Origin of the sequence: Rhodobaculum claviforme, assembly GCF_016653255.1 — a bacterium.
Lineage (GTDB): Bacteria > Pseudomonadota > Alphaproteobacteria > Rhodobacterales > Rhodobacteraceae > Rhodobaculum > Rhodobaculum claviforme.
The window spans coordinates 1-12186 of the sequence record NZ_NHSD01000234.1; the positions used below are offsets into that span (position 1 = coordinate 1).

The 12186-nt window shown below is 66.4% G+C and carries 12 protein-coding genes; 4 read left to right on the top strand and 8 right to left on the bottom strand.

The window, feature by feature from the left end; all coding sequences use genetic code 11:
* Positions 1–82: 82 nt before the first annotated feature.
* Entirely contained in the window at positions 83–421 is a 339-nt protein-coding gene (locus CCR87_RS08440; protein ID WP_207186596.1) for a type II toxin-antitoxin system RelE/ParE family toxin, read from the bottom strand.
* Entirely contained in the window at positions 418–705 is a 288-nt protein-coding gene (locus CCR87_RS08445) for a hypothetical protein (protein ID WP_201157090.1), read from the bottom strand. Before CCR87_RS08445 ends, CCR87_RS08440 begins: the two co-directional genes overlap by 4 nt.
* Positions 706–1419: 714 nt before the next feature.
* Between CCR87_RS08445 and CCR87_RS08450 the strand changes: the two genes are divergently transcribed.
* Both CCR87_RS08450 and CCR87_RS08455 read left to right on the top strand, forming a co-directional pair.
* Positions 1420–1749, top strand: coding sequence for a helix-turn-helix domain-containing protein (locus CCR87_RS08450; RefSeq protein WP_201157091.1), 330 nt, complete (start codon positions 1420–1422; stop codon positions 1747–1749).
* A 1276-nt stretch (positions 1750–3025) separates the two neighbouring features.
* The gene (locus CCR87_RS08455; RefSeq protein ID WP_201157092.1) at positions 3026–3253 is read left to right on the top strand and encodes an AbrB/MazE/SpoVT family DNA-binding domain-containing protein; all 228 of its coding nucleotides are present in this window, start codon (positions 3026–3028) and stop codon (positions 3251–3253) included.
* A 250-nt stretch (positions 3254–3503) separates the two neighbouring features.
* On the opposite strand, the gene CCR87_RS08460 is transcribed toward CCR87_RS08455, so the two are convergent.
* The 3 genes from CCR87_RS08460 to CCR87_RS08470 form a co-directional block, all read right to left on the bottom strand.
* Entirely contained in the window at positions 3504–3743 is a 240-nt protein-coding gene (locus CCR87_RS08460) for a hypothetical protein (protein ID WP_201157093.1), read from the bottom strand.
* Between the two features lie 13 nt (positions 3744–3756).
* Positions 3757–5595 carry a DUF927 domain-containing protein gene (locus tag CCR87_RS08465; RefSeq protein ID WP_201157094.1) on the bottom strand — a complete coding sequence of 613 codons (1839 nt, stop codon included), beginning with the start codon at positions 5593–5595 and terminating at the stop codon, positions 3757–3759.
* A 914-nt stretch (positions 5596–6509) separates the two neighbouring features.
* Positions 6510–6845, bottom strand: a complete 336-nt coding sequence (locus CCR87_RS08470) for an H-NS histone family protein (protein ID WP_242511927.1) — start codon at positions 6843–6845, stop codon at positions 6510–6512.
* 391 nt (positions 6846–7236) lie between these two features.
* Here CCR87_RS08470 and CCR87_RS08475 point away from each other — a divergent pair, with 391 nt between their 5' ends.
* Complete coding sequence (locus CCR87_RS08475) at positions 7237–7734, top strand: hypothetical protein (protein ID WP_201157095.1); 498 nt, start codon at positions 7237–7239, stop codon at positions 7732–7734.
* 50 nt (positions 7735–7784) lie between these two features.
* On the opposite strand, the gene CCR87_RS17635 is transcribed toward CCR87_RS08475, so the two are convergent.
* From CCR87_RS17635 to CCR87_RS08490, 3 genes are all read right to left on the bottom strand, one after another.
* Complete coding sequence (locus CCR87_RS17635) at positions 7785–9887, bottom strand: AAA family ATPase (RefSeq protein ID WP_201157096.1); 2103 nt, start codon at positions 9885–9887, stop codon at positions 7785–7787.
* Positions 9888–10030: 143 nt separating this feature from the next.
* Positions 10031–11104: a GIY-YIG nuclease family protein gene (locus CCR87_RS08485; RefSeq protein ID WP_201157097.1), complete on the bottom strand. Its 1074-nt coding sequence runs from the start codon at positions 11102–11104 to the stop codon at positions 10031–10033.
* 51 nt (positions 11105–11155) lie between these two features.
* Positions 11156–11707, bottom strand: coding sequence for a hypothetical protein (locus tag CCR87_RS08490; RefSeq protein ID WP_201157098.1), 552 nt, complete (start codon positions 11705–11707; stop codon positions 11156–11158).
* 87 nt (positions 11708–11794) lie between these two features.
* Between CCR87_RS08490 and CCR87_RS08495 the strand changes: the two genes are divergently transcribed.
* Positions 11795–12079 (top strand): XRE family transcriptional regulator, encoded by a 285-nt coding sequence (locus CCR87_RS08495; protein ID WP_201157099.1) that lies wholly within the window; start codon positions 11795–11797, stop codon positions 12077–12079.
* Positions 12080–12186: the final 107 nt, after the last annotated feature.

Here is a 12186-nt window from a genome sequence, read left to right on the forward strand (position 1 = left end):
ACCGTTTCCGGCCACCTGTGGCCCCTGGGCTATTGCCCTGCCCAGAAGATCGCTCTGCGAGAGCTACCGTTCGAGCGCTGCATTAGCCCTGCACGAACGCCTCCGATCGGCCCGCCGTGGCGTCCAGCCAGTTCTGACCACCGAAGGCGACGAGGGCGATCTGAAGCCGGTATCCGGTCCCTGTAAAGCGGAAGACGATCGTGATCTTCTGTCCCGCACCACCATGACGCACGCGCCATCCCGGGAGGGCCGCACCCAGGATTGTACCCGAGCTCGGGTTTGAAAGGATGTCGGCGAGAAGGGTGTCGACCTGATCGAGCCGACGCTCGGCTGCCCGGAGATCGCCCGACACCTCCGCCACGTGGCGCGCCAGTTCCCGCAGGTCACGCCGGACCAGCGGATGACGTTCGATCCGGATCATGCCTGCGGCATCTCTCCGTCCTGCTGGTCCGCAAGGAAGGCGCGCGCATCGGCGGTGAAGTCCTCGACACCCGCAACGGGCTCCCACTGGTCCGGCGGCAGCTGGAGCCGCCGGCGCACCTCCGCCTCGAGCAGCGCTTGCTCTCGCCCGCGTGCGGCGCGGGCGCGGGCCAACTCGCCGGACACGGCGGCGCTGACATTGGGGTAGTCGCCGCGATCAACCAACTCCCTGGCATAGGCAAAGGCCGCTTCGGTGAAGCTGACGGACTGTTTGTGGACCCCCATGGCGCCCTCCTTTGGTGCTCCAGTATCGTACCAACTGCCCTGCACCATGTCCACCGTGTGGGTTTCTGTTCAGGCGTGCGGCCCCTCAAGCACCGCGGACGGGAACATCGCCAAAGCCCGTACAGCGCCTTCATCGCGGATCATTGCCGCGCCAGATGGGTGTCGCTGGACGCCAGACGAGATATCGCAGCTCTGGAAGCACAGATGGTCGCCATCGTACCGAAACGAGGTCACGGCATGGATGTCTATGGTGAGCCTGCGGATCTGGTCCGGGCAACCCTGCGCGTCTTGCGTGCGGCCCGCCTGAGCTGTCGGCCAGTGTGCGCCAGCGTGCCCGCTTTGCGGGGGAGCATCTTCCGGCGACTCCTGCGGTGATCATCCCCGGGGAGCCGCCGTCTCCGGCGGGCCCGCTCCGTGTTCTCGCGCTCGATGTGGAGACCGCAACCGCGACCGTGGCGGCATCTGCCAGATCGGTGTGGCCTGCGTGCGCCCGGATGGCGTCCACCGGCGCCGATGCGTTCAATGTGATCGACGACGATGGACCGGCATCCGTACAATCCCGAAGCGTCGCCGTCTCGGGCATGCTCAACCGGACCGGGACGCGGGTAGCCCGTAAAATGCTTGACTGATGGGGAAGGTCAGGGAGATCCTCGAAACATTCGCATGGAGTGTGGGGGTTGAGTGCTACAGCACCCGGTCGATCAACATGTGGGGATGCGCATTCGCACTCGGCGGCTGGCCTTGGGGCTGTCACAACAGATGCTTGCGACCCAGCTGGGCGTCACATTCCAGCAGATCCAGAAATATGAACGGGCGATCAACCGCGTCAGCGCGTCGATGCTGTGGAACATGGCGCAAGCCCTGTCGGTCCCGATCTCCTATTTTTACGACGCCCTGCCGCAGGGCGACGGAGAGCAGGCGTCCGATCGTGAACTCCAGGATTTCCAGGCGTCGGCCCTCATGCGCGCCTTTGCGGCCATCGATCCACCCAAGCGCGCCAAGCTGCTGAGCCTTGCGCGTTCCATGGTGAAACCCCCAGCGTGACTGCGACTTCGGGAGCCAGGAGGGGGGCTCCTGGGGTATCTTGGGAAGCCGTCGACACGCGCCGTCCTTCCGGTCCCTGGCCGGAGGGCATGGCAGGGAAGACCCTGAAGCGTGGCGCAGGTGGGGCCATGACAATGGGGGAGGGGGCATGCAGCGAGGCCGTCATGGACACAGCCGGCGCACGTCATCCGACCTTGTCAGCGTGTGCTGAGGGATCCGGTGTGCGCGGAGATGGCGCCGCGCGAAGTCCTGTGTGGCCCTGATGGAGGCCGGTAGGCCTGTCGCATGGTGCCCTGCGCCGATCCAGTGGCCGCCGCAGGGATGTGCCGTGGCGTGATTGCGCGGTGACGCGCCGTTCGGATGCGGGAACGGGGGCAGGCCGATCCGCGCGCGTGTGCCTCCTGGAGTATCGTGAACGAGTCTCGGGGGGGCGTCGGCCGGCGGTCGAGGTCCCGAGGTGTTTCGCGCGAGGGTCAAGGGTGCCAGCGGCGGCCCCTTTTTCCGTTTGAAACTGCACATGTACGCTTGTAACTTGTAGTGATAAGTGAGGTAACTCCCCTAAGTCACTGAATAGAAGCCACTGTTACAATATATATATCTAGTTACATATATAGATAAATATACATGCGCACACACGCACACGCACGCACGCACGCACGCACGCACACGCACATTAAAAATACACCCCGCGTAACGGCGAAACATTGTAACTGCGTTTAAAAACAATGGCTTGGCTTGTGACGCCTGTGTTTCACCCGGGCGTCACCCGCCTGAATGTAACTGGATCTGGCCAGATCTGACCCCGCATCATCCCAATCCGGTCCCCGATGCATGATGGCGCGGTCGACGGCGCGATCCTGTGGGGCGGGAATGCCCCGCAGCGTTCGATGACCCCCGGGGCAGGTCCGGAGCCTGGGGAGGGGTGCAGGCCCGGCGGCGGGCGGTGACACCAATCACGGCCGTTCAGCCGAGCTCGCAGGCGCCCTGCGGCTCGATATGGCCTCAGGAGCGCTGAGAGAGCCGCAGAGCGGGCACGCAGCCTTTTGCCTACCCGATTAGCGCCGAGAGGGCAGATGCCGCCTCTACGGGCCGCTCAGCGCCTCTCAGGCCATGCCGCGCCGAACTGAATGATCCGCAAGGTCACCCGCCGGCCGGGGGCCGGACCAGCTCATCCCAGGGAGCCCAGGGCATGCGCCACCGCCTGCGGGCATGAGCTTGAAACCCCTGCCGCCGGGATACACATGCACCGACCGCATATCTGACCTGGGAGGCCGACATGCAGGTTGCGAAGTGGGGCACTTCCCTCGCCGTCCGCTTGCCCGCAGAGCTTGTGCGCGAGCTGGGCCTGAGGGAGGGCGACCACATCGACCTGGTGAAGGACGACGGACAGGTGAAGGTACGTCGCCGACCCCGTGCCGACGAGGTTCTGGCGGGTCTGCGTCGCCTTCGCGGCAGGTTGCCTGCCGCGGAGCGCCTGAGCCGCGAAGACGCGCATGAGCGTTGAGTTCGCGGACACGAATGTCGTGCTCTACCTCCTCGAGGATGGTGCGAGGGCGGATCGCGCCGAGGTCATCCTGGGGCATGCACGACGGCCTGCTTGTGGAGGGCCAGCTCCGGATCGTGAACCCCTTCGCGTGAGCGGGTCTTGCGCTCGGCGGGTCATGCTGGACGCCGCTCCAGCACGCCCGGGCGAGCCAACCAGCCAGACCGCGCAGGGCTGCTGACGACGGCCATCTCCCCCAGCCCGATCTCGGTCAGTTTCTCGCGTGAGAGACGTCGTCGTTGATAGCCTCTTCCCCGCCGCGGGCGTCCTCAGACAGCGCGTGCGAGAGAGCGGCGGCGTGTTTGCGCACAGCGTCCTCCAGGATGCCCTGCTTTTCGGGGTCCTGTTCCTGCGCCAGGGCAACCAGGCTGGCGTGGAGTTCCAGCGCTGCCGTGTGGATATTGCCAGTGGGGTGCTTCTCCATCAGCCATTTCAGCTGTTCATCGGTCAACAGGTATACCATGTCATTCATGTCCTTGGGGTTTGTCGGAGGGGCTCTGGGGGTCTTCCTCAAAGTCGAGAATGGCACGCCGCAGTCGGTAGGCGCGCGGTCTGCCGGGTACGCTGGCGGGGAGGCGGAACTGCAAGCTCTTGCTCTCTCCGCCCTTCTCCAGGAAGCCGCCTTCGGCGAAGGCCTCCAGAAGCTTGTTCGCCTGGGTGTCAAGCGCGTGGGCCAGGTTGGTGAGGGCTGGGGGGAGGAGATAGAAGAACGCCTCGTCCTGGTAGCCCAGCCGTTCCTCGTCAGGGGGCGTCACGCGCCCTTTGGCGTTGAGCGCGGCGAAGCGCTGTTCGTTCGTCGCCAGATACGCGCGCACCTTCTTGAGGTTCTCGCTCTGTTCGAAAGGCAGACGCCCACGGCCAGCCAACCAGCGTGCAGCGATCGTCCGCACCGCCGCGCTGGCCGTGCCGGGTACCCAGCCAGTCAGATCCCAGTCCGTCGCCCACTCGCCGGCGGTCGCAACCAGGGCAAAGCTCTGGATGACCCGCCGGATCTCCGCCGTCCTGTCGTCCCCGGGAGAAACCTCCAGATGCTGCTGCAGGGCAAGAGTATGCCGCCGTATGTCGGCATCGAGGGCGTCCTGGAGCGCGTCCTCGCCCATTTCGAGGAGGTTTTCCACGAAGGCGGCGCCCGCAGCCCCCCAGGCCTTCCGGATGGCCCCGTCCAGTCGGACGACAAGATCGTCGCTGGTCTCGCACCCGTGCAGAGCATCGAAGACCCCATATGCACCAGTCGCCGGAATATCGAGCATGCGGACGCCTTGTCCTCCGGTCGGCATGCCGCCCAGCTTGCTGACGATTTCGACAAAGGAGTGCTCACCCGTCGAGATCACCCCTGTGCGCCATGTCGAGCGCTCCTGTGCACCACCCTCCTTGCGGCCCCGCGCCTTGGTCGATCCATTTGCGAACCGGTATATGAGTGCCGGCAGGTCCGGGGTCGCATCGCCCCGCAACTCGTCCAGCCCCAGCAGGATGCCATGTGATTTGGCGATCTCGGCTTCCAGCCCGTTGATGGTGCCGGCCCATGTCTTCTCACGGACACCGGCTCTGGGCCAGACGGTCAGGGCCGTCCGAAGAAGCCGCGTCTTGCCGCGGCTCGTCTTGGCGTAGAAGTGAAAGATCGACGTGTCGAGCTCCGTGAACTCCATCAGGGCCGTCGAGAAGCCGAGAGAGATCCCGAACAGCAAGTTGAGGTTCCCGACCGCCAGTGCGGCGACCTGATCACGCCACTGAGGAAGGGTGCCGATCTCTTTCGCGGTCGGCTCGTCTCCAAACCGATATTTCGACGGGGCCCCCTTGCGCGTGATGACCCGACCGCTGGTCAGGATGAACGCGTCCCGCTCCGGGACCCATCCCACCTGCTCGATCAGGGTCAGATGTGCCTCGGGGGGAACCGGCCAGTTCCTGACCAGGCTGAGGATCGCATGAATGGAGTCCGTGTCGTAGACTTGCAGGCCGCGGTTCGAGAGCGCGGCGATCGCATCGCGCGGCTTCCCCGTCAGATTTCCCTCGGCGACAATGCAGTCCACCAGCTCCCCTTTGGGGTTGAGAATTTCGACAACCCTGGACCAATGCCTTGACCTCGGCGCCTCAACCAGGGACTTCACCCGAAAGGGTGAGCAGAAGGCACCCAATCTCAGAACTTCCCTTCTGCTTTCTGTGAACCCGTCCCGCGACACCTTGAACTGGGAGGGCAGTCCAGCAAGGATCGCGACGTAGAAATCGCGCAGGCTCTCCGGCTGCTCCGCAAGAAACTTGGCTTGTGTGGCCGCTTTGGGCATGGGCACGACGGTAGGTTTTTTCATGAAGGGTGCTCGGCTTTCATGGCGCTGATGCGTGCAATCTGATGGCTCCTCGCCAGGATTGCGAGGAGAAAACGAAGTAATCCACATAAATCCACGCCTCGCCTGATCTGGGATCAGGCCGCAAGAGCCGAAGCGCTGTCCAAGTCGGAGGCGGTATTTTGCCGATCCGACTTGCCTTGCGGCATCATTGAAGGAAGGAAAAGGGGGCGATGGCGCCGTCACGCTGAAAGCGGTGGACAGATCCCAGGCGCAGCTTCTGACTTGCTCGAAGAGAAAGAAAGATACAGACTCCGATTGGTATATATATATTTTTGGGCACGCGAGGAGTCCTAAGGGGGAGGTCACGGGACCTGTTACAAGCGTAACAGGTCGTTACACCGGCTGTATCAGCGCAGGCCATTGAAAACATGGCATGTTTATGTGTCTGTTACGCCGTTACACGAAAACGCCGGATGCGTGTATCGGGCGTTCCGGAGTATTCTGCACCATGGGGCGAATTGTCCTTGGACAGATGGACATATCTGATTTTGCTTGGAATAATCGCTGTATGGCGTGGACCTGTCCAATGGACATCTCGAAGGAGTACGCCTGGTCACATGGACCGATGTGCCATCTTCGGCCGCAGCCATGCCCGGTTCATGCGCCCGTCCCGCTCCTGTGAGCGCAGCGTTCGTTGACCGTCCCGGGACCGCAAGCTCACCCTTTTGCCGCCAGGGTGATCACGTCACTCCGAGCTGCCAAGGTTCGGGGGCACGGGCCCAAGCCAATCATGGATGGTGGCAAGAAGAGGACGCACAGGGGACGCAAGCCCCGGCAGGATGCGCCGACCACACGGACTGCATCCCGTCCTCGACCCTCACCCCCAAGCGCGGTCCCCCTGACGTGGAAGACTGTTCACCGCCACCGGCTCTGGTTTACGTCGTCCTGATCAGGAACTCCGAGAGCGCGCGGCCTGCAGCCTCCTGTTCAACGAGCCAGTTCGGCTTTCGTCCCCGGCCGGACCATGTCAGGCCGGGGTTGTCGGGGTGCCGATACTTTGCCGCCACCTGAGGTTTTTTCATGGGCTTTCCCGTGATCGGAGCAGCGCGCGGAAAGATGTCCTCAAGGGTATAGCCTTCATCCTCTATCATCTTGATGATGGCGGCCCGGAGGTCTTCCTTCTCCTTGTCCCTCTTGGCTTCCGCGATCTCGAGAGCCTCGCGCGAAAGCTTCATCAGCTCCTTTGCGGACATCTGGTCCAGATTGGTCATGCGGTCCCTCCAGGATATTTTATGGGGGCATAGTACGACGGCGCATCAGCATCAAGACAATCCTTTCAATGAAGCCATATCGGCCTCTGAGTGGGTCTCGGAAGCGCGGAAGATCATCTGTGGGCGATGGCGTCCGCGTCTTCCATGTGGGCATCGTCCTGACGGTTATGGGAGGATTTCTCCACCTGGGAACGACCTGGAAGGGCACCGTTATATCCATGGAGGACGATCTTCGCATGTGGATTTTCAGGCCTCCTGACCTGTCGGATAATCCAGAAGATTTCTTCTTGAACAATTCCGAAAAAGGCCGCAAAATGGCGAACGGGCACGGGGCTCTCACCCCCCGCACCCGTTCTGACCACAACGCTCCTTCTATGGAAAGGAAAACGCCATGGCTGAGGCCATTTCTACCACGCGCGCTCGCGCGTCCAACCCCGATCTTTGCGCAAGCCTCGAGCTGTTCGACGATGTCGTCGATCGGCTTTCCGCGGCGGTGGCGTTCGAAGAGGATCCCCATGATCCGCGGCACACCAACATGACGTCCGACACCATCGGCGCAGCGGTGGATGCCACGATGACGGATGCTGTCGCGGCGCTCGGGCGTGCTGTGGTGCAGGCTTGGGCGCACCATCCTGCCGCGCGGACGCTGTTTTCGGCGCTGCACACGCTGAACCTTGCGCTGCTGAGCGAGGAAAGCCGGGATCGGGTGACGGCGCTTGGCCTGGCATCGCGCCATCCGGCGCTGACCCCCCTTGACGCCGAGGGGGCGGAGTGTGGCCTGGTCGTGGTTCGCCTCCATCGCTTGCGGGGTCTCCTCGAGCGCCTCGAGGCTCTGACCGCTTCGGATCTGCATGACGCCCCGACGCTGGCGGACGTCCCCGGCTTCTGACCGTCTGCGCCGCCACCCCGGCGAGGGCCGGGGTGGCGGGCGGGCCCGCCTCACGGGGCGGCCATCGGTGCGTCCCGGTCCGGGCCCGCGATGCCCGACAGCAGATCCGCGATCTGTGCAGCGTCGAGATACCGTTCCCGTTCCAGCTGCTCGGCCACCTGCTCCAGCGTGACGCGGTGCTGGCTCAGCAGGTCCCTGGCCCGCATCTCGGCGCGCTCGAGGTGCCGCTCCACGGCGGCCCGCAACCGCCCGTCGATCGGCAACATCCGGTCGGGGTCGAGGTAGACCCGACCGTAGCTTCCCAACCCGAAGTTCAGCTCCATCGCCGCGGCGATCTGCGTCGCGCGGTCGAGATCGGAGCCCGGAGGCCCGCCCGCCCCCGAGCCCACGCTGCCGAGGGCGAGGCGCTCGGCCGCCCGGCCGGCCATCAGATGCGCAAGTACCGCCTCGATGTCTTCACGGGTCGTGAGGAAGGGCGGCGGCTGCATGACCTGTCCTCCCGCGACATTGATCGAAGCCTCCCGGGCCGCAGGCAGCCCGAGGGCTGCCCCGGCGACCAGGTGACCGGCTTCATGCACCGCGCATCGGCGCAGGTCCTGGTCGGGGATGGCGGGGCAGACCTCCTCGATCTCGGCGTGCAGATCCTCGGCCACCAGCGCCCGTTCCGCCGTCCGTGCCCGCGCCCGGACCTGCCGCAGAAGGGCTGCGACATCGGCCCCCGTCCGGCCCAGAAGTGCCTGTGCCGCCGGGCGCAGGTCGATGTCGGGCAGGTCGGTCCCAAGGCCCTCGCGCAAGAGCGCGACCAGGGCCGCAAGGTCCGGCAGGCGCATGCCGAGGTGGAGATCGAACCGCCCGGCCCGGGCCACGGCCGGGTCGAGGCGGTCGCGGTGGTTCGTCGCCGCGATCAGCAATACGCCCTCCGTGGCCCTGATCTCCGTCAGGCAGGTCAACAGATGGTTCGTCGCTTTCGTGTCGTAGTGCAGGCCCCAGCGCCCCGGCCCCGCGCTGTCGCGGCTCCCGAAGCTGTCCAGCTCGTCGATGAAGGCAACGCAGGGGGCGGCCTTCCGCGCCCTCTGGACGAAGCGGGACATCGCTTTTTGCAGATCCCCGAGGTGCCCCTCCTTCTGCCAATCGCCGTAGCTGCCCGCGACGAGGGGAATGTCGGCGCTGCCCGCGAGCCCCGACGCCAGCAAGGTCTTTCCGGTCCCCGGGGGGCCATCCAGGATGACACCGTTCGGGACCTCCGGCCAGGCCACCCGCCCGGCCGACCAGCCCTTCAGGTCGGCGATCATGCGGCCGAGGGCCTCCACCGCCTTGGGCTGTCCATGGACCTGCGCGAGGGTGATCCGCGGCCGCTCGGGGCCGGGCGTGGGCGCGACCGGAGCCACGGCCGCGGCCAGCCGCGCCAGCGCATCGGCAACCTTCAGGGAGCTCGGCTGCCGGAGCGCCGCGGCGAGCATGCGCCCGGGCAGGGTGGCCAGCACCTCGTCAGACGGCAGCCGGCGGGCCAGCTCGACCAGGTCGAGGCGGCCCGTGGCACTGTGCGTCAGCGCCAGAAGGGCCACAACGCCCGCGCGGTCGAGCCCCCGCAGTGCGGCGTGGTGATCGACGAGGGCCGAGATGTCGGGCGGCAGCGTGGCCCCGGGCGCCAGCGAGAAGACAAGCTTGATGCCCCGCGTCAGTGCATCGTCGACATAGTCCTCCAGCCCCTTACCGGCGGGGTAGCTCTCCGGGGTGACCCAAACCGAGGAAATGCCTGCCTCCTCGGCATCGGACGTGCGGCGCGCAAACCGGCGCAGGGCCTTCTCGACCGCCGTCCCCGTCATCATGGCGTTCGGCACGGCCAGCGCGCTGATCCGCATCGGATCCGCGAGGGCCGCCAATTCGGCGGGGTCGTCGCAGAGCCGGGCGAGGGACAGCATGAACGGCAGCTGGGCCGGCGGCAGCTCGATGGCCGGATCGGGGAACGGGGGGCTGTCGGCGACGGCGGTGGCGAAGACGTCGACCCCCTCCGCGGTCAGTTCCGCGCGCCGGGACCCGGACAGGCTGTCGGCAAGGCTGGCCCTGCCGGCCCGGCGCAGGCTCCAGCCGATCTGCGGGGTCGGACGGGGGCTGGCGCCGGGATCGCCGGGCAGCTCCGGGTCGAGACACACGTCTTTGTCGCTTCCGGACCTGGCCTTGCTCAGCAGCCGGTGGAGGCGGATGACCAGAGTCGTGGACGGGCCGGCGATGGGCGTGTCGTAATGAGACATGAGGTTCTCCATAATGAATGCGGGCGTCGGAAACGGGTGGCGGCTCAGGGTGTCGGGGGCTGAACGCCCGCCCGCAGGCGATCAAAGGCCCTGCGGAGGGGCCGCTCGAGGGCGCTGTGGTAGATCTCGCTGCCGACCTTCAGATGGTTTTCGAAGCGCGCCCTCGGGATCCGCAGCTGCGGGGCCTGGCGGGCAAGCCGGCCGTGGAGCGCCTTCTCGATGCGCAGCGCATCGCGGCCCCGGGGCATCGGCACGCTGTCGAGGATCTCGATGCGCACCGCGTCATGCCGGGGCAACTGGTGGCGGGTCCGCGACACGGGATCGCGGCTCATGCCGAGCTTGATGACCCGCTCCCACGGCCCATCGCTCTCGGCCGGGGGCAGCTCGATGGCGAGCAGATAGATGTGGCTCGGCGCCGCCGACCAGCTCTCGCCGCACTGCGCGCAGCCGAACCGGCCGGTCTGCATGTTGATCCGCGCGATGCGCTGGCGGTGGCCGCATCCCTCCGGCCCGTCATGGGCATAGAGCCGATAGTGCGGCGAGCCCTCGGGATCCGGCCCGACGAGGCGCCAGCCGCGGGCCTCGGCTTCGGCCCGTTCGCGGGCGGCATGGCAGATCTCGCAGCGGATCGCCGTCTTGCCGCGGCCGACACGGTCGATGAGCTCCATCTGCCGCCGGACCTCGTGCCCGCAGGCCAGACGCACCCATGCATAGTGCCGGGCGCGGGGGCAACGCCGCAGGAAGGTGACGCCCGCAGCCTCCGCCCGCGCCCGCCAGTCCCGCTCCAAGCAGGCCCGGCAGCGCGGCTGGCTGTTCATCAGGACGTAGATCTTGACGAGGTTCAGGCCGCCGCACGCCCGGCAGCGGAGCACGAGGTGGTAGCGGTCCCTGGCGCGGGCGACGATGTCGAAGCCCTTCGCGGCGGCCGCGGCCTGCCACTGGGGCTGGATGGGCATCGCCATGAGGCGATGGCGGACGCCGTCGATGGTGATGGAAGCGCGCCGGGTTGTGCGGAACTTGCGGGCAGGTTTTCTGGCCATCGGATTGGTCCTTCGATGAGGCATGAGGGGATCGGCCGGTCCGCAGGCGTCGCGGACCGCTCCGGGCTGCGGGAGCACCGCAGCGGTATTGAGAGAGACAGGGAGGGGGTGGCCCGACCGGGCCGGGTGTCAGCCGGGCGGCGGTGCCGCGCGCTGCTCCGCCTGCCCGTCGATCGCATCACAGAGGTCGGACAGGCAGGTCAGGCAAACGCGAAGACGTGCGAGGGTGCTGCCCTCAAGCGCGCGCAGGGCCGCCGGCAAATCCTGGAGCAGCGCAGCGATCCGACGGAACCCGCAGCGCGCAACCGCCGGTCCCTCCGCGTCGAGGACGTCGATCACCGCGCGCCCGAAGCGCCGGCACCAACGCGCCGCGCTGTCGTCCCCGGGGCCCACGGCCAGCGCCTCGGCGTGCGCCCACGCCGCCGCCCAGCCCGCCTCGGCCTCCTCCCGCCACGCGGCCAGGGCGGGATCGAAGGCGGGCATTCCGACCAGCTCGAGCTCGGCGACGCAGGCCGTCGACAGAGCGTCGGCAAGGCGCGAGAGGCCGATGGAGAGACGGACCTCCAGGGGGGAGGACGTGGGGAAAGACGCCCCACGCCTTGCCGGTTTCGGTCCCGCGCCGGAGGCGCCGGGAAGAGGGATGATGGGCGTGGCGACGTCGGGAGTGGTGAGCTTCTGCATGGGTGATCTCCTGCTGACTGATAACAAGCTATCACTAGACAGAAGTGATAGCAAGTGCTCAGTAAGGCGAGAAGGAGAAAAATCCCCATGACACAGCCAAAACCCATATCCAGGAACCAGTTACGGGCCGCCCGTGCCCTGCTCGATCTGACCCAGGCCACGGTTTGTGAACGGCTCGACATGCCCGTGATCACCTTGCGGCGGATCGAAGGTCGACCAGACCACAAGGGCCTCGTCTCCGACCACAGCCTTCGACAGCTCCGGAAGTTCTATGAGGCCCAGGGGGTTCAATTCCTCGACCAGGGGGATGGCGAAGGTGGCGAGGGCGTGCGCCTGCGCTCCCCCAGATCGGCAGGATCGGCGACGACATAGGCCTGCTCCCCGAGGCCGGATGGGGCAGGCGCTGTCGGGACTGAACCTCAGAAGGGTGACGGTTCAGACGCGCCTACGCCAGGATCACCATGGGCGAAGGGCAGATC